General features: G+C 75.3%; 20 protein-coding genes. 12 read left to right on the top strand and 8 right to left on the bottom strand.

Translation table 11 applies throughout. The features are described 5' to 3' along the window. Window positions 1-3: 3 nt before the first annotated feature. The gene (locus tag ACI797_RS19955; protein WP_456860686.1) at window positions 4-1,110 is read right to left on the bottom strand and encodes a serine/threonine-protein kinase; all 1,107 of its coding nucleotides are present in this window, start codon (window positions 1,108-1,110) and stop codon (window positions 4-6) included. Between the two features lie 95 nt (window positions 1,111-1,205). Then, complete coding sequence (locus ACI797_RS19950; RefSeq protein ID WP_456860684.1) at window positions 1,206-2,060, bottom strand: hypothetical protein; 855 nt, start codon at window positions 2,058-2,060, stop codon at window positions 1,206-1,208. Between the two features lie 81 nt (window positions 2,061-2,141). On the opposite strand from ACI797_RS19950, the gene ACI797_RS19945 reads away from it, so the two are divergent. Together ACI797_RS19945 and ACI797_RS19940 are read left to right on the top strand one after the other, a co-directional pair. Continuing rightward, a complete protein-coding gene (locus ACI797_RS19945) occupies window positions 2,142-3,098 on the top strand; it encodes a helix-turn-helix domain-containing protein (RefSeq protein ID WP_456860682.1) in 957 nt (318 codons plus the stop codon). 143 nt (window positions 3,099-3,241) lie between these two features. Next, a complete protein-coding gene (locus ACI797_RS19940; RefSeq protein WP_456538761.1) occupies window positions 3,242-3,388 on the top strand; it encodes a hypothetical protein in 147 nt (48 codons plus the stop codon). Here the strand turns inward: ACI797_RS19940 and ACI797_RS19935 are convergent. Further along, entirely contained in the window at window positions 3,382-3,972 is a 591-nt protein-coding gene (locus ACI797_RS19935) for a tetratricopeptide repeat protein (protein ID WP_456860679.1), read from the bottom strand. The genes ACI797_RS19940 and ACI797_RS19935 overlap by 7 nt on opposite strands. Before the next feature lie 41 nt (window positions 3,973-4,013). Between ACI797_RS19935 and ACI797_RS19930 the strand changes: the two genes are divergently transcribed. The 3 genes from ACI797_RS19930 to ACI797_RS19920 all read left to right on the top strand — a co-directional run bounded on the left by ACI797_RS19930 (window position 4,014) and on the right by ACI797_RS19920 (window position 7,533). Further along, entirely contained in the window at window positions 4,014-5,747 is a 1,734-nt protein-coding gene (locus ACI797_RS19930; RefSeq protein ID WP_456860677.1) for a metallophosphoesterase family protein, read from the top strand. Window positions 5,748-5,783: 36 nt separating this feature from the next. Further along, window positions 5,784-6,929, top strand: a complete 1,146-nt coding sequence (locus tag ACI797_RS19925; RefSeq protein WP_456860675.1) for a PP2C family protein-serine/threonine phosphatase — start codon at window positions 5,784-5,786, stop codon at window positions 6,927-6,929. Window positions 6,930-6,999: 70 nt separating this feature from the next. Next, window positions 7,000-7,533, top strand: coding sequence for a hypothetical protein (locus tag ACI797_RS19920; protein ID WP_456860673.1), 534 nt, complete (start codon window positions 7,000-7,002; stop codon window positions 7,531-7,533). 1 nt (window position 7,534) lies between these two features. On the opposite strand, the gene ACI797_RS19915 is transcribed toward ACI797_RS19920, so the two are convergent. Continuing rightward, on the bottom strand, window positions 7,535-7,981 hold the full coding sequence (locus ACI797_RS19915; RefSeq protein ID WP_456860671.1) for a hypothetical protein: 447 nt from the start codon (window positions 7,979-7,981) through the stop codon (window positions 7,535-7,537). 108 nt (window positions 7,982-8,089) lie between these two features. After that, window positions 8,090-14,032: a DUF4011 domain-containing protein gene (locus ACI797_RS19910; RefSeq protein WP_456860670.1), complete on the bottom strand. Its 5,943-nt coding sequence runs from the start codon at window positions 14,030-14,032 to the stop codon at window positions 8,090-8,092. Between the two features lie 204 nt (window positions 14,033-14,236). Here ACI797_RS19910 and ACI797_RS19905 point away from each other — a divergent pair, with 204 nt between their 5' ends. Further along, window positions 14,237-15,001 carry a DUF6884 domain-containing protein gene (locus ACI797_RS19905; protein ID WP_456860668.1) on the top strand — a complete coding sequence of 255 codons (765 nt, stop codon included), beginning with the start codon at window positions 14,237-14,239 and terminating at the stop codon, window positions 14,999-15,001. A 9-nt stretch (window positions 15,002-15,010) separates the two neighbouring features. Here ACI797_RS19905 and ACI797_RS19900 read toward each other — a convergent pair whose 3' ends face one another. Together ACI797_RS19900 and ACI797_RS19895 are read right to left on the bottom strand one after the other, a co-directional pair. Next, the gene (locus ACI797_RS19900; protein ID WP_456860666.1) at window positions 15,011-15,907 is read right to left on the bottom strand and encodes an SMP-30/gluconolactonase/LRE family protein; all 897 of its coding nucleotides are present in this window, start codon (window positions 15,905-15,907) and stop codon (window positions 15,011-15,013) included. Window positions 15,908-16,062: 155 nt separating this feature from the next. Continuing rightward, on the bottom strand, window positions 16,063-17,280 hold the full coding sequence (locus tag ACI797_RS19895) for a hydantoinase/carbamoylase family amidase (RefSeq protein WP_456860664.1): 1,218 nt from the start codon (window positions 17,278-17,280) through the stop codon (window positions 16,063-16,065). A gap of 307 nt (window positions 17,281-17,587) precedes the next feature. Here ACI797_RS19895 and ACI797_RS19890 point away from each other — a divergent pair, with 307 nt between their 5' ends. Further along, window positions 17,588-17,914, top strand: coding sequence for a hypothetical protein (locus ACI797_RS19890; protein WP_456860662.1), 327 nt, complete (start codon window positions 17,588-17,590; stop codon window positions 17,912-17,914). On the opposite strand, the gene ACI797_RS19885 is transcribed toward ACI797_RS19890, so the two are convergent. Next, window positions 17,899-18,789: an isocitrate lyase/PEP mutase family protein gene (locus ACI797_RS19885; RefSeq protein WP_456860660.1), complete on the bottom strand. Its 891-nt coding sequence runs from the start codon at window positions 18,787-18,789 to the stop codon at window positions 17,899-17,901. The genes ACI797_RS19890 and ACI797_RS19885 overlap by 16 nt on opposite strands. Window positions 18,790-18,892: 103 nt before the next feature. Between ACI797_RS19885 and ACI797_RS19880 the strand changes: the two genes are divergently transcribed. The 5 genes from ACI797_RS19880 to ACI797_RS19860 are packed head-to-tail and all read left to right on the top strand — an operon-like array spanning window position 18,893 to window position 24,606. Further along, entirely contained in the window at window positions 18,893-19,570 is a 678-nt protein-coding gene (locus ACI797_RS19880) for a GntR family transcriptional regulator (protein WP_456860658.1), read from the top strand. After that, complete coding sequence (locus tag ACI797_RS19875; RefSeq protein ID WP_456860656.1) at window positions 19,567-21,627, top strand: hydantoinase/oxoprolinase family protein; 2,061 nt, start codon at window positions 19,567-19,569, stop codon at window positions 21,625-21,627. Before ACI797_RS19880 ends, ACI797_RS19875 begins: the two co-directional genes overlap by 4 nt. 3 nt (window positions 21,628-21,630) lie before the next feature. Then, window positions 21,631-23,502, top strand: a complete 1,872-nt coding sequence (locus ACI797_RS19870) for a hydantoinase B/oxoprolinase family protein (protein ID WP_456860653.1) — start codon at window positions 21,631-21,633, stop codon at window positions 23,500-23,502. A 24-nt stretch (window positions 23,503-23,526) separates the two neighbouring features. After that, complete coding sequence (locus tag ACI797_RS19865) at window positions 23,527-24,135, top strand: isochorismatase family protein (RefSeq protein WP_456860651.1); 609 nt, start codon at window positions 23,527-23,529, stop codon at window positions 24,133-24,135. Between the two features lie 12 nt (window positions 24,136-24,147). Further along, window positions 24,148-24,606 carry an NUDIX domain-containing protein gene (locus ACI797_RS19860; protein ID WP_456860649.1) on the top strand — a complete coding sequence of 153 codons (459 nt, stop codon included), beginning with the start codon at window positions 24,148-24,150 and terminating at the stop codon, window positions 24,604-24,606. Window positions 24,607-24,641 lie beyond the last annotated feature (35 nt).

Raw genomic sequence — 24,641 nt, 5'->3', positions numbered from 1 at the left:
TCCTCAGAACACCACGTGGTACAGGCCGGCGAGCACCAGCCCGGTGACGGCGCCGAGCACCAGGACGACGGCGACGGCGATCGCGAAGCCGCTCGTGGTGTCGGCGATCGCCCGCTCCAGCCGGGAGAGGTGGTAGCGGGCGACGTCGAGCACCGAGGCGAGCGAGCGGAAGTCGCCGAAGCCGCTCTGCGGCGCCGGGATCTGCGAGGTCTGGTTCAGCCAGCGGGTGCTCGACTCCACGTCGCGGGCCAGCTCGGCCAGCGTCGGGCGGCGCTCGGGGGCGAACCGCAGCGCGTGCGTGACGCTGTCGAGCAGGTTCGACGGGACGGCGGAGAGGTCGATCCGGCCGGCCTTGAGCTCCAGCCAGTAGTCGGCGGGGGAGAGCTCGTCGTCCGGGTCGACCGGGTGCCGGCCGCCGGCGGCGTAGGCGATGACCATCGCCCAGCTGTAGACGTCGCTGGCCTCGGTCAGCGGCTGCCCCTGGAGCTGCTCGGGGCTGGCGAACAGCTTCGAGCCGAACCCGGCCATCGCCGTCGTCACCGTGCCGTCGGGCCGCTCGCCGCCGAGGTAGCGGCTGATGCCGAAGTCGACCAGGTGCACGCCGCGCTCGCTGATGATGATGTTGCCCGGCTTCACGTCGCGGTGGACGACCTTGGCCGCGTGCGCGTCGCGCAGCGCGCGCAGCAGGCCGATCGCGATCCGGCGCAGCTCCTCGGCGTTGAGCCCGCCGCGCTCGCGCTGGGCCAGGAACTCGTCGAGCGGGATGCCGCTGACGTACTCCTGCACGTAGTAGGGGCTGGCCGCCTCGAGGTCCTGGCCGACGATGCGGGCCACCCGCGGGCTCCTGATCCGGGCGGCGTTCTCGACCTCGCGGGCGAACCGGCGCCGGGTCAGCTCGCCGGCGCTGGCCGGCAGGCACTTCACGACGACCAGCGCGCCGCCCTCGTCGGTGCGCGCGACGAAGACGTCGGCGCCCTGGCCGCCGCGCGGCAGCCGGCACAGCACGGTGTACGGGCCGATCGCCGCCGGGTCGCCGGCCTCCAGCGGGTGGACCCGCCGGGTGCCGATGAGGGCGACCTCCTCGGTGGGGGGAAGTTCCTCTTCCACCACGGCGCCCTCCTCGCTGTCGGTCGCCCCCTTCACGCGCGGGAGCGGCTGCGCGGTTCCCGGACGGTACTTCGCGCGGCTGGGCGGGAGGGCCGCGGTCAATGCGGCAGGAGCTCCGTGCGCAGCTCGTGCGACTCGTCGGGGAGCCGGAACTCGTACCAGATCCGGGTGCCCCCGCCGGGCAGCGGCAGCACGGTCAGGTAGCGGGCGTCGTAGGCGGGCGCGGTGCCGAGCGGCCGCAGCCCCTCGGGCGCCGGGACGGCGAGGCCGGTCTGCTCGAACCAGTTCGCCTCGGCGGTCGGACGGCCGTCGTAGGCGACCCGGCCGTCGTCGAGGACCGCGGTCACCCGGGTGCCGCGCGCGTCCCAGCTGCCCGGCGTCGGCCGCAGCACCGTGCCGCGCCAGGTCCAGTCCAGACCGGCGGCGCTGGTGGCGTACGCGGTGGTCATGCGGTCCTCGGCGCCGGGGACGTCGAGCGGGTGGCAGCACAGCCAGGCCTCCCAGCGGCCGTCCCGCAGCCGCACGACCGGGTCCTTGACGCCCACGGTCGCCGGGTCGCCGGGGAAGGCCGGCCGCGGGGCGGCGTCGGGCAGCTCCTCCGGGGACGCCGCCTCGAGCAGGGCGACGGACCAGTGCTTGGTGCCGGGCGTCGCGGCCGACACCCACATCCGCCACCGGCCCCCGGGCGTGCGGACCAGCGCGGGGCGCTCCACCATCGCCGCGCCGAGCCGGGCCGGCTCGAGGACGGCGACGGTCGTCGGCCGGACGCCGTCGTCGCTGCGGGCGAGCACGTTCCGGTCACCTGCGTCGGAGCGCTCGCGGTAGGCGAGGACGAGCGAGCCGTCGGCGTCCCGCGCGACGGCGGCGGCGCCCGCCCACTGCTGCGGCCCGGCTCCGGGTGCCGGGACGACGGTCACGGCGGGGGTCGAGCCGGGGATCGGGAAGGTGGTCATGCCGCCACCCTGCCGAGCGGCAACGGCCCGGGACACCGGCAGGAACGCCGGTATGTCGGAACTTCCTGCCATCATGGCCGGGTGATCCGCGACGTGGTGGCGGTGGTCGGCGAGCGGGCGGCGGCCTTCGAGCTGGGCATCGCCTGCCAGGTGTTCGGCCTCGACCGTGCCGACGACGGCCTGCCGGTCTACGACTTCGCCCTCGCCGGCGCCCGCCCCGGCCCGGTGCCGACGACGTCGGGCTTCCCGCTGCACGTGCCGCACGGCCCCGACCGGCTGGCCGGCGCCGACCTGGTCGTCGTCCCGGCGTGGCCGCAGCTGACCACCCCGCCGGCGCCCGAGCTGGTCGACGCGCTGCGCGCGGCGGCCGAGCGCGGTGCCCGGCTGCTGTCCATCTGCAGCGGCGCGTTCCTCCTGGCCGCCGCCGGGCTGCTCGACGGCCGCCGCGCCGCCACCCACTGGCAGTTCGCCGACGCGCTGCGCCGCGCGCACCCGGCGGTGCGGGTCGACGCGGACGTGCTCTACGTCGAGGACGGCCCGGTGCTCAGCAGCGCGGGGGCGGCCGCCGGCATCGACGCCTGCCTGCACCTCGTCCGCCAGGAGCACGGCGCCGCGGTCGCCAACGCGCTGGCCCGGCGCATGGTGGTGCCCGCGCACCGGGCCGGCGGGCAGGCGCAGTTCGTGCAGGCCCCGGTGCCCGAGCCCGAGGACGACGGCGAGCTCGCCGGGCTGCTCGACTGGATCGACGCGCACGTCGCCGAGCCGCTGACCGTCGAGGCGCTCGCGGCGCGGGCGCTGATGTCGCCGCGCACCTTCGCCCGCCGCTTCCGGGCGGTCACCGGCACGACCCCGCACCGGCACCTGCTGCACCGGCGGCTGCGGCTGGCCGAGCAGCTGCTGGAGACCACCGACCTGCCGGTGGACGCGGTCGCCGGCCGCGTGGGCTTCGGCAGCGGCGACACGCTGCGCCACCACTTCGCCACCGGGCGGGGGATCGGCCCGGCCGAGTACCGCCGCGCCTTTCGACAGGTCGGGTGAACGCCGGTTCGCGGAACCGATGACCGGGCACAGGGCGTTGGGAGATCCGACATCCGCCGTGATCATGGGCGGGTGGCCGGCGCCGACGGCGTGTCGGTCAGCCACCTGCCGGTGATCAACGACAGCTCGAACGAGGAGAAGACGTGAAGCTGGTCCGCAGCGCCATCGTGGCGGCCGTCGCGAAGAAGGTCATCGACGAGGCCCGCAAGCCGCAGAACCAGGCGAAGATCAAGCAGTTCGTCGCCCAGATGCAGAACAAGAACGCGAAGAAGGGCAGCCGGGGCTACTGAGCGCCGTCCGCCGGCGGGGGCGGCACGACCGCGTCGAGGTCGTCCGGCGGGAAGCCCAGCGCTTCCCGCACCCGCCGGCGGGTGCGCAGCAGCTGCTCGGTCGACCACTCGTCGGCGAGCAGGCCCTCCGCGGCGGCCGCCTCGAGCAGGCCGGCGCCCAGCTCGGCCCAGCGGTGCGCCTGCCGCAGGTCGCCGGCCTCCTCGAAGTTCTCGGCCATGAACGTGTAGACGTCGGGGTCCTCCGGCCGCTCGCGCCGCAGCGCGTCGGCCAGCTGCCGGGCCTCCTCGACCTCGCCGGCCCGCAGGAGCGCGGCGTGCAGGTAGACCCGGGGATCGGGTGGCACGTGGCCGGCGGCGGCCGCGGCCCGGCGGTGCATCGCCAGCGCGCCGGCGGGATCGCCGGCCCGGTCCAGGTGCCACGCGGCCGCCGAGAGCAGCGCGGCCGGGCCGGCCTCCTCGTCGTCCTCCGGGTGCGGGGCCGCGGCCCAGCCGGCGAGGGTCTCCGCGGCCTCCCGGTGGGCCTCGGGCGTCCGCGCCACCACCTCCAGGCGCTCGATGTCGTCGGGCGTGAGCGGCTGCCGCATGTCCGAACCGTACGGAACCCGCGACCGTGGACGATGACGTGATGGAGCCGCAGACCCCCGGCGCTCCCGACGAGCGGACCGACCCGCCCGACCAGGAGCGCCTGCCGGTCCGCCGCCGCGTGCTGCCCGTCCTCGCCGCCGTCGGCCGCGGCCTGGCCCTGTGGGTGCTGCGGCTGCTCCTCCCGCTGGCCGGGGCGGCGGCGCTGCTGCACGCCTTCCCCTACCAGGCGACCGTGCAGGGCGTGCCCTTCAGCGTCGAGGGCAACCTGTTCGCCCGGCCGGGCCTCTCCGCCGACACCACGCTCGGCAGCTGGGAGTTCCCCGACCTCACCGGCGTCCCGGTCGGGGTGACGATCACCCCGCGGGACGTCGACCTGCTCGAGCTCACCCGTGCCGCCGGCGCCGACCGGGCCGGGTTCGTCGCCCGGCTGCGGGAGGACTTCACCGCGCAGGTCCCGCGGATCGCCGCCTGGCTCGTCACCGAGGTGCTCGTCGGCGTCCTGCTCGGCCTGCTGGTCGCCGCCACCGTGCACATGTCGCTGCGGTACCTGCGCGGGCGGCCGCGGCGGGAGCGCGAGCTTCGGCGGCTGGCGCTGCAGCTCGGCGGCGGGCTCGGCGTCGTCGTCCTGGTCGCGGCGTACGGCGTCCTCACCTACAACCCGCAGTGGGTCCAGCAGTCGCGGCTGACCGGCACCCTCGCCGCCGCCCAGCTGTTCCCCGACCAGCTCGCCCAGTACTACGAGGGCTCGAACAAGGCCTTCGACGTCCTCGGTTCGGTGCTCGGCATCCAGACCGAGCTGCAGCAGCAGATCGAGGACGAGCAGGCGCCCGAGACGGCGCTGCGGATCATGTTCATCTCCGACATGCACCTGTCGGCCAACTACCCGCTGGTGCAGGCCTACGCCAGCAGCTACGACGTCTCCCTGATCGTCAACACCGGCGACGAGTCGCTGTTCGGCACCGGCGTGGAGCTCACCCCCGGCTACCTCGACTCGGTGCGCGCGCTGGCCGCCCAGACCCCGATGCTCTGGATCGCCGGCAACCACGACTCGCCCGAGGTCGAGCAGACGATGCGCAGCATCCCGGGGGTGACCGTGCTGGGCAGCAAGGTCGCCACCGCCGACGGCTACGAGGTGCGGGGCAGCGTGGTCGAGGCCTTCGGGCTGACCATCGCCGGCATCCCCGACCCGCGCGTCTACGGCGGCCCCGGCGCCTTCGGCTCCGACGACCCCGACGTCACCGAGCCGCTCGAGCGGGAGGCGGTCGCCGGCGCGCTCGTCGACGTCGTCGGGTCCGAGGAGGACGGCGACGAGGGCGGGACGACGACCTCCTCCCCGGACGGTGCCGCGGAGGAACCGTTCTTCGACATCGTCGCCGTCCACGAGCCGGTGCAGGCCGACGAGGTGCGCGAGCTGCTGCCCGACGGGGTGCGGCAGACCAACGCCGGGCACGTGCACCGGCAGAACGAGCCCGGCGAGATCCAGCAGGACACCGTCATCGACCTGGTGGAGGGCTCGACCGGGGCCGGCGGGCTCAACGACATCGTGCGCGGCGACGAGCGCCCGCCGATCGAGTTCAGCATCGAGTCGGTCGCCCCCGACTGCCAGTTCACCCGCGTCGTGCGGTTCTCCATCGACTCGGCCTCCGCCGCCGGGGCCGCGCAGACCTTCGGCGACGACGTGACGACCTCGACGGTCTACTTCACGCCGCAGGAGATCGAGGAGGGCCGCACCTGCAGCCGGGAGATCGGGATCGGCGACGAGCGGCCGCTCTGAGCGATCAACGCCGGACCCGCTGTTACCGTCGCCGGCGTGCCGCGACGACCGGGAGGTCCCGCCGGCAGGCCGACGGGGCGCACGCTGTGGATCCGGCACGGGCTGCCGCACCCGGTGCTGCGCGTGGCCGTGCTCGTGGCGCTGCTCGCCGCGGTCTTCGGGATCCTGCGCGTCACCGACCAGCCGGGGCTGGCCGTCGCGCTCTACGGCCTGGTGCCCATCGTGCTGGGCGTCTACTGGTTCGCGCTGACCGGGGGGCTGCTGACCGCCGCGGTCGCGCTGGGCTGCTTCCTCGTCGACGAGTCGATGTCGCCGACGCCGTCGTTCTCCACCGCCGACGTCGTCGTGGCCACGGTCAACCGGGCGCTGGTCTTCTCCGGCGTGGCCGTGCTCGTGGCGGTGCTGCTCGAGCGGGAGCGCGGCATGGCCGCGCGGCTGCAGGCGCAGGAGGCCGAGCTCGCCGAGCTGGCCGCGCTGCGCGCGGTCCTGGTGCCCGCCGCGGTGCCGCCCCGCCCGCACCTCGACGTCGCCACCGCCTTCGCCCCGGCCGACGGGCCGGTGGCCGGGGACTTCTACCTGGTGACCGACGGGCCCGGCGGCTGCACCACCGTGGTGGTGGGGGACGTCGTCGGGCACGGCCTGGAGGCCGCCCGGGTGGCCGCCTTCGTGCGCGCGACCCTGGCCACCCTGGCGCACTTCACCGCCGATCCCGCGCAGCTGCTGCAGCTCGCCGACACGGCGCTCACCGAGCGCGGCGACCCCGAGCCGACCTTCGTGACGGCCGTGTGCGCCGTCCTCGACGGCGGGCCCGGGCACCGGCTGCGGTGGGCGGCCGCCGGCCACCCGGTGCCGTGGGCGCTGGACACCGGCGCGCCGCTGCCCGACGGCGCGCCGGGGGTGCCGCTGGGCGTCCGCACCGGCGAGCTCGGCGCGGCGACCGCGACCGCCGCGCTCGCGCCGGGCGCCGGCGTCCTGCTGTTCACCGACGGCCTGGTCGAGGGGCGGGCCGCCGGCTCCCGCGGGGCCGGGCTGTTCGGCGAGGAGCGGGCGCGGCAGGTCGTCCGCGACCACCCCGGGGCGTCGCCGCAGACGGTGGTGACGGCGCTGGTCGACTCGGTCACCGCCTTCGCCGGCGGGCACCTGGCCGACGACCTCTGCGTGGTCGCCCTCCGCTCGACGTAGGTCCTTCGGCCCCGGCGGGGTCGCCCTTGGGCCGGCGTCGCCGGGCCGCCTTCCTTCCTAGCGTCGCGGCATGCGCAGCGCACTGGTGGTCTACGAGTCCCTGTTCGGCGACGCCCGCGCGATCGCGACGGCGGTCGCGCGGGGCCTGTCGGAGACGATGCCGGCCGGTGTGGTCGCCGCCGACGCCGCCCCGGCGGAGGTGGGGCCCGAGGTGGCGCTGCTCGTCGTCGGCGGCCCGACGCACGGGTTCGGCATGCCGAAGCAGGCCACCCGCGAGGGCGCCGAGAAGCAGTACGGGGTGCACGTCGACGACCCCTCGACCGGGCTGCGGGAGTGGCTGGCGTCGGTCCGGCTGCCCGCGGGCGTCGCCGCGGTCGCCTTCGACACCCGCATGGACCACCCCAAGCTGCTGGTGACGATGGACCACGCCTCCCGGCAGGAGGAGAAGCTGCTCGAGCAGCGCGGGGCCGTGCTGCTCGCCGACGCCGAGCACTTCCGGGTCACCGACGCCCGCGGGCCGCTCGCCGAGGGCGAGGAGGCGCGGGCGCTGCGGTGGGGCGCGCAGCTCGGCCGGACGCTGAGCGAGCGGTTGACGCGGGCCTGACCTACCCCTGCCGCCACCGCAGCGGGCCGCCGCCGCGCGCGGTGCAGACCAGCGCGCGGCCCGCGGCGGTGACCGCGGTGGCGCCCTCGGTCGCGCACGGCCGACCCGGCTCGCCGGTCAGCACCACGTCGGCCACCGCGACCGCGGCCGGCTGCTGCGCGCCGGTCTGCGGGGCCTCGACCGGTGCGGGCGGCGCGGCGGGGGCCGGGCTCGTCGTCGGGGACGGCGCCGGGACGACGACCGGCAGGCCGCCGCGGCCGGTCGGCTCGGCCGGGGCGTCGGTGGCCACCCCCGGCGGCGCGGGCACGTCGCGTTCGGCGCCGGCCGGCGTGGCCGCGGTCAGGCCGCCGACGAGCGCGACCCCGAGCCCGGCGGCGGCCACGAGGCCGGCCGCCCACCGGCCGGGCCGCACGGCCTCGACGGGGGCGGGGTGCTCCGTCCAGCGCATGCACTGACGGTAAGCACGCGGTATCACACAGTCCCGGCTGCCGCGCCCCCGACCGCTCAGGTCGGGACGCGTGGGGCGCGTGGGACGACCCGCAGGTGCCTCGTCGGGCTAGAGCTCCGAGCAGGTGAGCAGGCCCGCCTCGTCCGGGGTGAGGCGGCCGGCGGCGAGCGCGGCCTCGAGCGCGGCCTCGAGCACCGGCGTGACCGTGGGCGTGCGCCGTCTGCAGCCGAACACCGCCGCGGCCTGGGTGAGCAGCTCGTCGCGTTCCATGCCCGCGGCCGCGCGGCACAGCGCCAGCATCGCGTTGCCGATTTCCTCCGGCGGCACGTGCTCCAGCGGCCGCTCCGAGCTCGCCGCCTGCCGGCGGAACACCGTGTACGCCGACCGCTCGACGCCGTCGGGCCACAACCACCCGTCGGCCAGCGCCGAGGGCGGCAGCACCGACAGGATCGCGTTCTTGCGGGCCTCGGTGACCCGGGTCAGCCCGAACGCCGCGGCGGTGAGCCGCACCAGCCGGTCGACGTGGATCGGCCCCTCGGCCTTGATGCCGGCGGTCAGCACCCGGCGCACCACCCGGGCCGACTTCGCCGCGGGCAGCTCGTCGAGCACGGTCTTCTCGCCGGCGGTCCGCGGCGTCCACGGCACGAACGCCGTCTCGCCGTCCAGGGCCGCGGAACCGGCCGGCTTCGCGGGGGCCGGCTTCGGCTTCGGCGCGGCGGCGGGTGGGGGGACGGCGACCGACGCGGTCACCGACGCCCGCAGCGCGGCCACCTGCTTGGCGGGCTCGCCCTTCGCCGGCTCCACCGGCGCGGCGGGCAGCGGGATCGCCGGCGGTGGGTCGGCGGGCAGCGGGTCGGCGGGCACGTCGGCCGGCGCGTTCTCGACGGCGTCGACCAGCCGGTCGAGCACCGCCTCCCGGTCGGCCAGCCAGGCCGGCAGCCACACCCGCTCCACCACCGGCCAGCGCAGCATGCCGCCGAGCACCTCGACCGGCAGCCCGTCGCGGTCGCCGACGGTGCGCCGCCGCGCCCACGCGGGGCCGTCGAGCAGCACGGCCATCGCCGGGGTGCCGGGATCGCCGGAGCGCGCCACCGACAGGTCGATGCGGAACTCCGAGAGCCCGACGTCGGTGCGCACCGCCAACCCACGCGCGCGCAGCGCCGCGGCGATCTCCTCGCGGTGCCGGTCGACCACCGCGGTCGAGCGGGCGTCCCGGGGCAGCACGTCGGTGCCCATCGCGGCCAGGTCGAGGTAGGCGCGGAGGTGCTTGATGCCGACCGACGAGGTCTCCTCGGCCCGCAGCTGGCCCGGCTCGAAGGAGGAGAAGACGACGACCTGCCGGCGGGCACGGGTGACCGCGACGTTGAGCCGCCGCTCGCCGCCGACCCGGTTGAGCGGGCCGAAGTTCAGCGGCAGCTGGCCCCTCTCGTTCACCGAGAACGCGGTGGAGAAGAAGACGACGTCGCGCTCGTCGCCCTGCACGTTCTCCAGGTTCTTCACGAACAGGCCCTCGCCGTCGGTGCGGTCGAGCGCCTCGGTCAGCCGGTCGTCGTCGGCGTCGCGGAGCAGCGTCTCGATGAGCGCGCGCTGCTGGGCGTTGAAGGTGACCACGCCGATCGACGGCGGGAGGTCGGGCGAGAGCGCGAAGCGCCGGCGGATCTCGGCGACGATCGCCTCGGCCTCCACCGGGTTGGTGCGCAGCAGCCGCCCGCCGCCGGAGCGGTGGAAGGTGCCGCCGACCCGCACCAGCGAGACGCCGCGGCCGTCGGGCTCGGCCGAGGGGCGCCCGTGCGTCGGGGCCGGGAAGGAGGACAGCCGGTTCTCGTAGTACTGGGCGTTGGAGAAGGCGATGAGCGACTCGTCCTGGCTGCGGTAGTGCCAGGACAGCCACTGCCGCGGCACCCGCGCCTGCACGCACTCGGAGAGGATCGACTCCTCGTCCTCCACCGCGGTGCCGCCGAAGTCGCCCGCCTCGTCCTCCGCGCCGGTGGTCGGCTCGGCGAACGACGTCGGTGGCATCTGCCGCGAGTCGCCGACGACGACCGCCGACCGGGCCCGGCCGAGCGCGCCGATCGCGTCGGCCACCCGGATCTGCGAGGCCTCGTCGAACACCACGACGTCGAACAGCCGGGTCTGCGCCGGGAAAAACCGGGCGACCGAGTCGGGGCTGACCAGCACGCACGGCATGACCGCGGTGATCAGGTCGCCGTACTCGGCCAGCAGCTGCCGCACGCCCAGGCCGCGGCGCTGCCGGGCCAGCTCGCGCTGCAGCGCGCCGACCCGGCCGGCGCCCAGCGCGGCGTCGAACGGCCGCGCCTCGATGACCGCGGCCGGCAGCGCCGAGGTCAGGTGCCGGCGGACCGCCTGCGAGGCCGCGGTGAACCGCCGGATCGCCTTCTCGTGGAGGTCGGGGTCGAAGGTGTCCAGGCCGGTCGCGTCGCGGCGCTCCTCGACCGAGGCCTCCGCGACGCCGCGGTCGAACGCGCGGACGGCGTCGTCGGCGAGCACCGTGCCGGTGACCAGCAGCCGGCGGGCCTCGATCAGCCCGGCGGTGCGCAGCGGCTCGAGGGTGTCGAGGAAGGTGACCCAGCGGCGCAGGGACATCAGGCCGGGGTGCTCGACGCCGCGCTCGGGGCGGGTCATCGTCCAGCGCAGCACGATGCCGTCGTCGCCGGTCCACTGCGACAGGGCGGGGGAGGTGCTGCGGCAGGCCTCCAACAGCCGGACGACGGCGTCGCGCAGCCGAGACACCCTGGCGGTGCCGGCCGGGTCGTCGGTCTCGCCGGAGACGATCAGCTTGCGCAGCGCGACGTGGAAGGCGCCCGACCCGTCGACGGCCACCGCGGCCCGGCGCAACCAGGCCACCTGGCGGTCGATCAGGCCGGGGTCGAGGAACGGGTTCCAGCCCTCGGGGATGCGCAGCCCGGGGATGGACGCCGCGCGCTGCGCGATCGCCGCCACCCCGTTCTGCACCCGCCACAGCCCCTCGACCAGGGCCGGCACGTCCTTGGGGCGGACCGGCGCACCCGGCTTGAGCACGGGCGCCAGCCGGTCGCGGACGGCGGTCAGCCGGCGCCGCCGGCCGAACCAGCCCGACGCCGCGGCCGTCTGCGCCTGCACGTAGATCTCCGCCAGCGGCAGGGTGAGCGCCTCCGGCGTCGCCACGTCCATGCCGGGGTGGCGGAACGCGGTGAACGCGGCGACCTCGCCCTGCACCGCCGACGTCGCCGCCGTCCACCACTCGGTGAAGGTCTCGTCGAGGACGTCGAGGCCGACGCCGGGACCGGTCAGCAGGTGGGCGACGGCGTCGAGGTCCTCGGGGGTGCGCGCGTGCCGGAGCACGTTGGCCAGGCCGGTGCCCACCGGCAGGTCGCGGACGGCGGCGTCGACCTCCTTGGCGGCGGCGTGCGCGGCCGGCAGGTCGACCAGCGGCGAGTCGACGAAGGCCCAGGGGTGCCGCGGCGACGGGCGGGTGAGGTCGGCGATGTCGGGCAGCAGCACCAGCGCCCGGCGGACCGCGGCGAAGGTCTCGTCGGAGGCGCCCGCCACGAAGGGGAGCGGGACCGGCAGCGGCTCGACACCGGCGCCGGCCGACAGCTGCGCCGTCCGGGCCGTGTAGAGCGACAGCCCGGCGGCGTTGGGGGCGTGCAGCCGGTCGGCGTAGCGGGCGAGCAGCCGGCGGGCGCTGTGCAGGTCCTCGCCGTCGGTGGCCAGGCCCTGGGCGTCGACCGCGACCGCGTGCTCCAGCGCCTCGCGGACCTGGGCCCGGACGGCGGTGGCCTTGCTGCCCTTGTCGTGCAGGTCGAGGGCGAACGGGCCCATGCCGACCGCGTCGAGCCGGCGGGCGACCACGTCGAGGGCCGCCCGCTTCTCGGCGACGAACAGCACCCGCTTGCCGTCGGCGACGGCCCGGGTGAGCAGGTTGGTGATCGTCTGCGACTTGCCGGTGCCGGGCGGGCCCTCGAGCACGAACGTGCGCCCCGCGGCGGCCTCGGCGATCGCGCGCAGCTGGCTGCCGTCGGCGGGGACCGGCAGCGACGCGGCCAGCTCGTCGAGGTCGGCGTACTCGGCGCCGCCGCGGAGCGGGTCGTCGAACGGCTCGTTCGGCTCGTGCACGAGGTGCTGGACCAGCGCGTTGTGCGCGAAGTCCGCCCAGTGCTCGTCGAGGTCCTTCCACAGCCGGTACTTGGCGAACTGCAGGATCGCCAGGTCGGCGGTCGGCTCGACGCGGTAGGGCAGCCGGTAGCCGACGAGCGCCGTCCGCATCGCCTCCAGGGCGGCGTCGAGGTCGATGCCGGCGCCGTCGGAGACCAGCTCGCCGAGCTGGGGGACGACGACGCCGTGCAGCTGGCGCAGCTTCTCCAGCAGGCAGTAGTTGGGGGTGCTGGAGCCGGCCTCGTCGAGGGTGATCCGGTAGGCGCCGGTGCGGCTGGTCGGGGTGAGGACGACGGGCACCAGCACCAGCGGCGAGCGCAGCGGGCGGCCGTCGAGCTCCCAGACCAGGCTGCCCAGCGCCAGGAAGAGGTTGTTGGCGCCGGTCTCCTCGACCACCGTCTTCGCCTTGTAGGCGAGGTTGCGCAGCTTGGAGAGGTAGCCGGCCTCGGTCACGTCGGCGTGCACCTGCCGGCGCTCGACCAGCGCCTCGGCGAGCTGCCCGTCCGGCAGGTCGCGGGCGGTGGCGGCGCCGCGCTCCTTCGCCACCGCGGCGAGCTGGTCGGACGGGAGGAGGGTGATCGGCGTCCCGTCGTGGACGAAGTTCTCGAGGATGCCGAGCGCGGCGTCGGGCACGACGAGCGGCAGGCCGGAGCGCTCCGAGTAGTTGATCAGGCGGTTGCGCAGCGAGAGGTCGAGCAGCGCGTTCTTCCACTGCTGCACCCGCGGCGGGGCGTCGGGGCGCGCGGCGCCGGCGTGCGGCCCGGCCGCCGGGGCGGCGTGCCGGTGCTCGGCGGGGCGGTACTCGACGATCTGCAGGACGCCGTCGGCGTCGCGGGCGCGGGCCGGCAGCGGCAGGATGCCGTCGCGCCGGGCCCGGTGGACGTCGGTGGCGCCCAGGACGCGGTCGAGGTCGCCGGTCAGCCAGGTGGCGTACGCCGGGCGGTGCAGGTCGGTACTCGGCTCCCCCAGGTTGGTCAGCAGCCGCGCGTCGACCAGGCCGATCAGCCCGAGGTCGACGAGGTTGACCAGCGGGGCGACGTCGGTGGTCGCGGCGCTCTCGGCGCTGCGCTCCTCCCGCCAGTAGCCGAGAAAGGCTCCACTGGCCCCCTCCCGCCCGCCGACACCCTCCGCCAGCCACAGCATCGGCCGGATCCCCGCCTGCTCCAGCGCCGCGGCGAGCAGCACGACGGTGTCCAGCGGGGTGGCGACCCGCCAGGTGAGGACGTCCCCGGGCGAGCGCACCTGCTGGCCCACCTCGACCCAGCTGGCCGGCGGCTCGCTGTGCCGGACGCCGTGATCGCGCACCGCCTCGCCGAGGGCGGCGACGATGGCGTCGACCCGCTCGGGCCCGCCGTCGTAGCCGTCGACCAGGTCGCTGCCGGTGTCGCGGTCGAGGATGGCGGCGGCCTCCTCGACCAGGCCCTGGACCGCCGGGTGGTTGGGCTGCACGTGCGCCGCGAGCATCTCCAGCGCCAGCGGCAGCGGGGTGGCCAGCCACTGCTGGGCGGCGAGCACCTGCACCGGGGTGCTGGCGTGCCCGAGCACCTGCTCGCCGGCGAGCACCTCGACGTCGATCACGCCGGGGCGCTGGCTGTCGACCTGCAGCATCGCGGCGGGGTCGAGGGTGAGCGCGACGTCCTGCAGGACCGTCGTCCGGCCCTCGTCGAGGTCGGCGGTCAGCTCGACCGCGCTGCCGATCGGGCCCTCCGGGTCGCGGACGGAGAGCCGCACCGTGGCGCCGCCCACCGCGGCGGTGGAGCTGAGCACCAGCCGGCTGACGACGGGGAGGCGGTTGTGCGCCAGCGCGTAGCTGAGCACCGGCGTGCCGGTGAGGTCGATGGACACCGACGCCGCCGGGGCGACGACGTCGCCCGGCCGGAGGTCAGCAGTGCCCATGCGATCTGTCTACCGGGTCAGGACGGACCAGTCCGCTCTCGGGTCGGATGTCCGTGACGGATGTGACCAGTGTGCCCACGGGATGCGGGGGATCACAGCGTGCACACGCTGCGGAGGGGTGCGGGGACGCGCTGTGTACGCCGATGGTGTCCACTTCGTCCTCCGCCGGTCCGCATCCGCTGTGACCGGCGTTACGGTCCGGCCGTGAGCACCGGCGGCCTGCCCACCATCTGGGACCTGCTGGCCGAGGCGGCGGCCACGCTGCCCGAGCCGTTCACCCGGGCCGCACTGATCAACTGGGTGAGCGCGCGGCGGCCCGACGTGGGCGTCGCCTCCATCGCCTCGCACATCTCCTTCGCCACCGACAACGCCACGCACGCCGGGACGACGCCGTTCGCCAGCCGGACGCCGCTGCTGCACCGGGTCGAGCGCGGGACGTACCGCCGCTACCGGCCGCCGGCGCCGGCGCGGCACGCCCCGCCGGGCCTGTCCCCGCACCCGGCCGCCGAGGCCGGCCGGGTCGTGCTCATCGGCTCCTCCGGCGCGATCGCGACCGGCGTCCAGCCGGCGGCGCGGCTGTTCGAGAGCGCCGGCTTCGCGCGGGCGCGCGCCTACGCGGAGCGGTCCGGCCACCCCTGGTTCGTGCTCAGCGCCAAGCACGGGCTGCTCGACCCCGACGACGTCGTCGGCCCGTTCGCCGTCCTCTTCGGCGACCAGTCCGTCGGCTACCGGACGGCGTGGGCGGAGTGGGTGGTCGCCCAGCTCGCCGACCGCATCCGGCTGCCCGGGATGACCGTCGAGGTGCACGGCGGCGTCGACTTCGCCCAACCGCTGCGCAACCCGCTCGCCCGGCGCGGGGCCGCGCTGGAGATCCCGCTGCCGGACATGTGGCTGGGGCTCGACGAGCCCGGGTCGCCGGCGTCGCCGCTCGGCCGCCTGCGCGGGCTGGTGCACCGCCGCCGGGCCTGAACCCCGTGCTCAGGGGCGGCCGGCGTGCGGGACCTCGACCTCCGTCGTCACCAGGACCGCCTCGCGGACCGGCGCCCGGGTGTGCTCGAAGAAGTCGGGCGCGGCGGCGGCGAGCAGCGTGCGGCCGTCCTCCCCGCCGAGCATGCAGGCGAACACGCCCATGCCGTCGGGGCCGGGGATCTCGTCGACGACCGCGCCGCCGGGGGCCACGCGGCAGACCCGGCCGTGGAAGCCGTCGGCGACCCAGACGTGCCCCTCGGCGTCGAGGGTGCAGCCGTCCGGGCCGAGGACGATCTGCGGCGCCAGTTCCTCGATGCTCGAGCCGGTGGGCAGCGGCCCGAACTGCGCCCAGATCCGCCGGTTCGTCAGCGACCCGTCGGCCGCGACGTCGAACGCGGTGAACCGGTTGCCCCACGTCTCGCCCACGATCAAGGTCCCGTCGGGGGTGATGACCGCGCCGTTCGGGAAGTGCAGGTCCTCGGCGACCACGGTGACCCGCCCGTCGGGGTCGACCCGCTTGAGCGTGGTCGGGACGATCGCGCCGCCGCCCATGAGGTCGAAGCCGAAGTCGCCGACGAACACGTGGCCGGCGTCGTCGACCACGCAGTCGTTGAGCGGGCCGCCGCAGTGCTCGCTCAGGTCGGCCAGCGTGGACAGCTCGCCGCCGGCCAGGCGCAGCAGCAGGCGGTCCTTCATCGAGACGACGACCATCGAGCCGTCGGGCAGCCAGCCGAGGCCGGAGGGCTGCTGCTCGACCTCGGCGACGACCGTGCCGGTGCCGTCCGGCGCGACCCGGGTGACCCGGTGCGTGTAGAAGTCCGACACGAACCAGGCGCCCTCGTGCCAGCGCGGGCCCTCGAAGTACGAGCCGCCGGTGAACAGGGTGCGCCAGGACCTCGTCGTCATGCGCGGAGGCTAGATCAGCCGAGGCGGACGCCGAACCGCTCCGCCGCGGCCACGACCTCGGACAGGGGCGCCGCGCCGGTGAACAGCCGCGCCTCGTCCCACGGGTGGCTGTGCGCGGGCGGACCGTCGCGGTCCGGGTCCGGATCGGGCGGAGACTAGCGGCCCGCGAGCTCCGCGACGGCCTCGGTGAGCACGGTGAGCGCCGGTTCGTAGTCCTCCGGAGCGGTGTACTCGTCGGGCGCGTGGCTCACGCCGGCGCGGCTCGGGACGAACAGCATCGCCGCCGGCACGTGCGCCGCCAGCACCATCGCGTCGTGCCCGGCGCCGCTGACCAGCTCGACCACCTCGGCGCCGGCGGCGGCCACCTGCCGGACCAGCAGGTCACGGAGTCCGGGGTCCAGGTCGGCGGCGGGGTGCTCGAAGGTGGGGACGACGTCGGCGGAGAGCCCCTCGGCCTCCGCGGCGTCCTCGACGCAGCGCCGGACCAGCTCGTCGCCCCGCTCCATCGCCACCGCCGACGGGCCGCGGACGTCGACGGTGAACCGGGCGACGCCGGGGATGACGTTGGCCCCGCCGGGCTCCACCTCGATCCGGCCGACGTTGACGGTCATGCCCTCCTCGGCGCGGATCGCGTCGCGCAGGGTGAGCAGCGTGCGGGCGGCGCCGGCCAGCGCGTCGGCGCGGGCGTCCATCGGCGTCGTCCCGGCGTGGTTGGCGGTGCCGCGCAGGGTGACGACGTAGCCGGCCATGCCGACGATCGCCGAGACGACGGCGACCCGGTGGCCGGCCCGCTCCATCCGCGGGCCCTGCTCGATGTGCAGCTCCAGGTAGGAGCCGACCCGGTCGACGGCGGCGGCGCGGGGCAGGTCGGCCGGGTCGCTGCCGGCCGCCCGCATCGCGTCGCGCAGCACCACGCCGTCGGCGTCCGCGCGGTCGAGGAAGTGCGTCACGTCCTCGCCGCAGAACGCGTGGCTGCCGAACATCGACGCGTCGTACCGGGTGCCCTCCTCGTCGTTGAAGGCGACCAGCCAGACCGGACGGCGCGGCGCGAAGCCGCGCTCGCGCAGCCGGTGCAGCGCCTCCAGGCCCGCGAGGACGCCGAACGCGCCGTCGTAGCGGCCGCCGTCGGGCACGGTGTCGAGGTGCGAGCCGACGACCACCGCCGGCGCGTCCGGCTCGGTGCCCGCCCACCGGCAGACGACGTTGCCCGCGGGGTCGACCGCCGCCTCCAGGCCGAGGTCGCCGGCCCGCGCGACCAGCCAGGCGTTCGCCTCGGCGAGGTCTGGTGACCACGAGACCCGCGTGACGCCCCCGGAGGGCCGCCCGCCGATCGCGCCCAGCTCGTCGACCCAGGCCGCCAGTCGCTCGCTCATGCCGCCGCCCTACCCCCGAGGCGCGGACGCTAGTGCTCTGCCCACCATGCTGGGCAGAGCACTAGCACGCGGGGCGGAGAGTGGCCTTCCGCCGCACACGCCGATGAGGCCGCGGGCGCTGGGCCGTCCTACTGGTGAGGCCCGCGACGACGCCGGGCCCGTCCGCGCAGGAGGCCACCATGAGCACCGACACCATCTCCCTCGAGAGCACCAGCGCCCGGGACGCGGCACTGCGCACGCTCGACCGCCTCGTCGGCACCTGGGCGGTCACCGGTCCCGACGGGCTGACCGGCGAGGTCCGCTACGAGTGGACCGACGGCGGGGCTTCCTCGTCCAGCACGTGGACCTGCACTCGGCCGACGGCGACACCCGCGGCGTCGAGTACATCGGCTACGACGAGGCCGACGGCGAACTGCGCTCGCACTTCTTCGGGACCGGCGGCGAGATCCTCGAGTACACCTACCGGGTCGAGGGCGACCTGCTGCGCATCTGGTTCGGCGGGACGGACTCCCCGGCCCGCTTCGAGGGCCGCTTCAGCGCCGACGGCACGACCAACGCCGGCGCCTGGCAGTGGCCCGGCGGCGGCTACGCCTCCACCATGACCCGCCGGCTGAGCGGTCACGCGCCGGTGTAGCGCTGCTCCAGCTCCTGCACCTCGGGCAGGCCGATCAGGTCGGTGAACTCGCCGAACGAGGGCAGCCCGTCGAGCGGGGGCACGCCGTCGGCCTCGAGCGAGGCCAGCAGCGCGCGGATCCCGGCGGTCGCGGCCAGCAGCGTGCCGATCGGGTAGATGACCAGCTCGAAGCCCAGTTCGGCGATGCGGGACAGCGGCAGCGGGGGAGTGCGCCCGCCCTCGGCCCAGTTGAACACCAGCGGCGCCACGCCGCGCAGCTCCGCCGCCACCCGGGCGATGTCGTCCTCCGAGGTCGGCGCCTCGACGAACAGCAGGTCGGCGCCGGCGTCGGCGAACGCCTTCGCCCGGCCGATCGCCTCGTCCAGGCCCGCGACCGCGACCGCGTCGGTGCGGGCGATGACCACCAGGTCGGGGTCGTGCCGCGCCTCGACGGCCGCGCGGATCTTCCCGACCATCTCGTCGAGCCCGATCAGCGCCTTGCCGCTCATGTGCCCGCACTTCTTGGGCATCACCTGGTCCTCGAGCTGGACCCCGACCACCCCGGCCTGCTCGTACAGCTGGACGGTGCGCAGCACGTTGAGCGCGTTGCCGTAGCCGGTGTCGGCGTCGGCGATCACCGGCACGTCGACGGCGGCCACGATCCGGCGGGCGTTGTCCACCATCTCGCTGCCCGAGAGCAGCCCGACGTCGGGGCGGCCGATCAGCGACGCCGTCGTCCCGAAGCCGGTCATGTAGACGACGTCGAAGCCCGCCTGCTCCACCAGCCGGGCCGACAGGGCGTCGTAGGCGCCCGGCGCCATGAGCGGTCCCGGGCGGGACAGCAGCTCCCGCAGCCGGGCCCGAGGGTTGCGGCCCGTGCTCAGCAGGTTCCCCACAGCCGCCTCCTTGTATGCAGTTCCGCGGATTTCACACAGTGCCATTGCTTCCCGTGACCCGACAGCCCTAGGTTTGCACACAATCTGCCGAGGGGTGTGACGGGTGACACGGTCGTTGACGTCTGCCGAGCGGACGCTCGCGACGCTGCGCGAGCTCATCCTGGACGGCGACCTGCGCCCCGGCACGCGGCTCGGCGAGGTCGAGCTCGCCGAGCGCCTCGGCGTCAGCCGCACCCCGGTCCGCGAGGCGCTCACCCGCCTCGCCGCCGAGGGCCTGGTCGACCTCGCCCGCAACCGCGGCGCCCGCGTCGCCACCTGGACCGTCGCCGAGCTCGAGGGCGTGTTCGACCTGCGCGCCTCGCTGGAGCCGCGGCTCACCGGCTTCGCCGTCACCCGGGCCACCCCGCAGGACGTCGACGACCTCGAGGAGCTGGCGCAGCGGATGCTCGTCGTCGGCCTCCCCGGCCCCGGGCAGGACCTCGACGCCCTGGTCCCGCTCAACCGCGCCTTCCACGACCGCCTGGTCGCGCTCGCCGACCACCCGGCGCTGGCCACCGCGCTGGCCGCGGCCATCCACCCGCCGATCGTGCTGCGCAACTTCCACACCTACGACGAGGCGTCGCTGCGCCGCAGCCTCGCCCACCACGCCGAGATCGTGGCCGCGGTCCGCGCCGGGGACGCCGAGTGGGCCCGGGCGGTCATGACCGCGCACATCTCCAACGCCCGGGCCGTCATGGTCCGCGCGGCCCGTGAGCAAGCCCGAGAAGAGGAGGCCTCATGAGCTACCGGCTCGGTGTCGACGTCGGCGGCACCTTCACCGACGTGCTGCTGGTCGAGGAGGGCAGCGGCGCCACCTGGCGGGCGAAGACCGCCTCCACCCCCGCCGACCAGGCCGTCGGCGTCCTGACCGGCATCGGCAAGGTCTGCGCCGAGGCCGGGATCGAGCTCGCCGAGGTCGCCCAGGTGCTGCACGGCACCACGGTCGCCACCAACGCGATCCTCGAGGGCAAGGGCGCCACCGTCGGCCTGGTGACGACCAAGGGCTTCCGGCAGGTGCTGCAGATCGCCCGCTCGTTCGTCCCCGGCGGGCTGGCCGGCTGGATCATCTGGCCCAAGCCCGAACCGCTGGCCGACCTGGAGAACACCGTGGAGGTCGACGAGCGCATCGCCAGCGACGGCAGCGTCGTCCGGCCCCTCGACGAGGTGGACGTCCGCGCCCAGCTGACCGCGCTGCAGGGGCGGGGCGTCCAGGCGCTCGCGGTCAGCCTGATCAACTCCTTCGCCGACCCGGCGCACGAGCGGCGGATCGGCGAGCTCGCCGCCGAGCTGCTCCCCGGCGTCCCGGTGTCGCTGTCCTCCGACGTGCTCCCCGAGCTGCGCGAGTACGAGCGCACCCTCACCACCGTCGCCAACGGCTACGTCCAGCCGCAGGTGAAGAAGTACGTGCAGAACCTCTCCGACCGGCTCACCGAGGGCGGCGTCGGCGGCGAGCTGGCCATCCTGCGCAGCGACGGCGGGCTGCAGTCGGCCGGCGCGGCCGTCGCCGCCCCGGTGACCATGCTGCTGTCCGGCCCGGCCGGCGGGGTCACCGGCGCGGTCTGGGTAGCCGAGCAGTGCGGCTACTCCGACCTGATCACCTTCGACATGGGCGGCACCTCGACCGACGTCGCGCTGGTGCAGGGCCTCAAGCCCCGCATCGGCCGCGAGACCAAGGTCGGCGACCTGACGGTGCGGGCCTCCAGCGTCGACGTCCGCACGGTCGGCGCCGGCGGCGGGTCGATCGCGCACGTGCCCGAGCTGACCAAGGCGCTGCGGGTCGGCCCGCAGTCGGCCGGCGCCGACCCAGGCCCGGCGGCCTACGGCAAGGGCGGGGTCGAGCCGACGGTCACCGACGCCAACGTCGTCCTCGGCTACCTGCCGCCGTCCTTGGCCGGTGGCGAGATCACCCTGGACGCCGAGGCGGCCCGGGCCGCGGTGGGCAAGATCGCCGAGGCGATGGGGCTGGAATCACCGGAGGCCGCGGCCGCCGGGATCGTCGACATCGTCAACGAGAACATGCTCGGCGGGCTGCGGCTGGTCTCGGTGCAGCAGGGCTTCGACCCGCGCGACTTCGCGCTCGTCGCCTTCGGCGGCGCCGGCCCGCTGCACGCCAACGCGCTGGGCCGGCTCACCGGCGCCTGGCCGGTCATCGTGCCGCCGTCCCCGGGCGTGCTGTGCGCCCTCGGCGACGCCACCACCAGCCTGCGCGACGAGACCGCGCGCACCGTGCTGCGCCGCTTCGCCGAGCTGTCGGGCGCGGAGTTCGCGCAGGTCCTGCGCGAGCTCGCCGACGACGCCGGGCAGCGGCTGACGCAGCAGGGCCTGGACCCGGCCGAGCAGACGGTCCGGTACTCCGTCGACGTCCGCTACCACGGGCAGGGCTTCGAGATCCCGGTCGACGTCGACCCCGCGTGGCTCGACGAACCCGACGCCGCCATGGAACGGCTGGCGAGCACCTTCGACGCCGAGCACAACCGGCTGTTCAGCTTCCTGCTCGAGGTCGACCACGAGCTGGTCAACGCCCGCGCGACCATCACCGGCCCCCGGCCCGACGTCGCGCCCGTCCACCTCGAGCAGGGCGACGGCGACCCGTCGGCCGCGCTGGTGACCAGCCACCCCGTCCACGTCGGCGGCGAGCAGGTCTCCGCCGACGTCTACGACCGGGCGAAGCTGCGCGCCGGCGACGTCGTCCGCGGCCCGGCGATCGTCACCGAGATGGACTCGACCACCCTCGTCCTGCCCGGGCACGCGGCCACCGTGCACGCCTCGGGCTCGCTCCTCATCAACCCGGAGGCGTGAGGCATGGCCCGCATCATCGAGACCGCGACCGGCGACGTGGCGAAGGTCGACGTCGACCCGGTCACCCTCGACCTCATCGAGAACGGGCTGCGCAACGCCCGCTACGAGATGGACGAGGTGCTGTTCCGCACGGCGCTCTCGCCCGGCATCCGCGAGCAGCACGACGAGTTCCCGCTGATCGGCGACCCCAGCGGGAAGATGGTGGTCGGCCAGTTCGGGCTGTCCATCCCCGATTTCCTCGAGGGCTTCGACGACACCATCGAGGAGGGCGACGTCCTGCTGACGTCGGACCCGTACTCGTGCGGCGCGGCGATCAGCCACGCCAACGACTGGCTGCTGGTGCTGCCGATCTTCCACGAGGGCCGGGTGGTCGGCTGGGCGTCGATGTTCGGGCACATGAGCGACGTCGGCGGCAAGACGCCGTCGTCCATGCCCACCGACGCGCAGACGATCTACGAGGAGGGCGTGGTCATCCCGCCCTTCAAGCTCTACCGCAAGGGCCAGCTCAACGACGACGCGCTGCGGATCATCCTCAACCAGGTCCGCAAGCCCGACTGGAACCGCGCCGACCTCAACGGCCTGGTCGCCGCCTGCCGGACGGCGTCGCGGCGGGTCGTCGAGATGTGCGAGCGGTTCGGCACCGCCACCTACCTGTCGGCGCTCGACGCCCTGCTGCAGCGCAACTACGACGCGATGAAGGTGCTGCTGCAGATGGTGTTCGAGGAGGGCCGCACCCTCTCGTTCACCGACTACATCTGCGACGACGGCGTGGGCAACGGCCCGTACGAGCTCACGCTGTCGCTGACCCGCACCGGCGACAAGGTGCACCTGGACTTCACCGGGTCCTCGCCGCAGGCCGCCGGCCCGATCAACTACTACATCAACGAGAACCTGACGCGGATGTTCTTCGGGATCTACATGATCACCGTGGCCGATCCGCAGATCCTCTGGAACGACGGCTTCTACCCGCTGGTCGACGTCACGATCCCCGACGGCTCGTACTGGAAGCCGAAGTTCCCGGCCGCGCTCAACGGCCGCAACCACGGCATCGGGCGGGTGTTCGACCTCTTCGGCGGGCTGCTCGGGCAGACCAACCCCGCGCTGCTCAACGCCGCCGGGTTCTCCTCCTCGCCGCACTTCATGTACTCCGGCCACTACTCGCAGGGCGAGCGGAAGGGGGAGTGGTTCCAGCTGTACTCGATCGGCTTCGGCGGCATCCCCGGCCGGCCGCTCGGCGACGGCCCCGACGGCCACTCGCTGTGGCCGTCGTTCGTGAACATCCCCTGCGAGTACCTCGAGTCCTACTACCCGTTGCGCATCGAGAAGTGGGAGACCGTCGCCGACACCGGCGGCCCCGGCCTGCACCGCGGCGGCAACGGCGTCGACGTCGCCTACGTCTTCGAGGAGCCCGGCGAGATCGCCATCCACGACGACCGCTGGCTGACCTACCCGTGGGGCGTCAACGGCGGGCACCCCGGCGCCCGCGGCACCAAGTGGATCGACCGCGCCGACGGCACCCGCGAGGTGCTGCCGAGCAAGATCCACGGCGTGCGGGTCTTCCCGGGCGACGTCCTGCACTTCGTCACCTGGGGCGGCGGGGGGTGGGGCGACCCGCTGGAGCGCGACCCCGCGCTGGTGGCTCAGGAGGTGCGCCGCGGGCTGGTCACCGCCGAGGGCGCCCGCCGGTACGGCGTGGTCGTCAGCGCCGACGGCACGGTGGACGACGGGGCGACGACGGCGCTGCGCGAGCGGCTGCGCGCCGACCGGCCGGCCGACCTGCCGGTGTTCGACATGGGGCCGCCGATCGACGAGCTGCTGGCCCGCTGCGAGGAGGAGACCGGGCTGCCCGCGCCGAAGCGCCCGGTGTGGGTCTGACGGCGTGCTCGGGAGGGTGGGCGCATGACGCTCGGTCCGCACGGCACCGCGTTCTCCGGCAGGGTCGGCTGGGGGGCGCGGCCGGCGGTGCTGGTCATCGACCTGTGCCGCGCCTACACCGAGCCGGGCGGGCCGTTCGAGCTGCCCGACCCGGCACCCGCGGTGGCCGCGGCCTCGGCGCTGGTCGACGCCGCCCGGGCCGGCGGGCACCCGGTGCTGTGGTCCGCCGTCCGCTACGCCACCGGCCTGGCCGACGGCGGGCTGTTCGTGCAGAAGGTGCCGGCGCTGGCCTGCTTCGCCGAGGGGGCGCCCGGCGGCTGGGGCGAGCTGACGCTGAAGCCCGAGCCGTGGGAGCCGGTGGTGGTCAAGCAGTACGCCTCGGCGTTCTTCGGCACCCCGCTGGCCTCGACGCTGCGCACCCTCGGCGTCGACACGCTGGTGCTGGCCGGCGTCTCCACGTCGGGCTGCGTGCGGGCCACCGCGATGGACGCGCTGAACTCCGGCTTCCGGCCGCTGGTGGTGCGCGAGGCGTGCGCCGACCGGTCGCCGGCGCTGCACGAGAACAACCTCGCCGACGTCGACGCCAAGTACGCCGACGTCATCGCCCTGGACGAGGCGCTCACGCACCTCTGACACAGTGGGGCCGTGCCGAGGACGAGCGCGGGCGTGCTGCTGTACCGGCGGGCCGGGGACGGCGTCGAGGTGCTGATCGGGCACATGGGCGGGCCGTTCTGGGCCAAGAAGGACGCCGGCGGCTGGTCGATCCCGAAGGGCGAGTACGGCGACGGCGAGGACCCGTTCGCCGTCGCGCAGCGGGAGTTCGAGGAGGAGCTCGGCTCGCCGGTGCCCGCGACCGACTTCGCGCCGCTCGGCGAGGTCAAGGCGAGCGGCAAGACGCTCACCGTCTGGGCGGCCGAGGGCGACCTCGACGCGAGCGCCTGCGTGAGCAACACGTTCACCGTCGAGTGGCCGCCGCGCTCGGGCCGCGTGCAGGAGTTCCCCGAGATCGACCGGGCCGCGTGGGTGACCGTCGACGTCGCCCGGGAGAAGCTGGTGAAGGGGCAGCTGCCGTTCCTCGACCGCCTCCTCGACACCGTCCGGTAGACCGCTTTCCGCGCCGAAAGCGGAACCGCTTTCGG

It is taken from the genome of Geodermatophilus sp. SYSU D00691, assembly GCF_054050275.1.
This window is presented reverse-complemented; position numbering and strand designations above follow the sequence as displayed.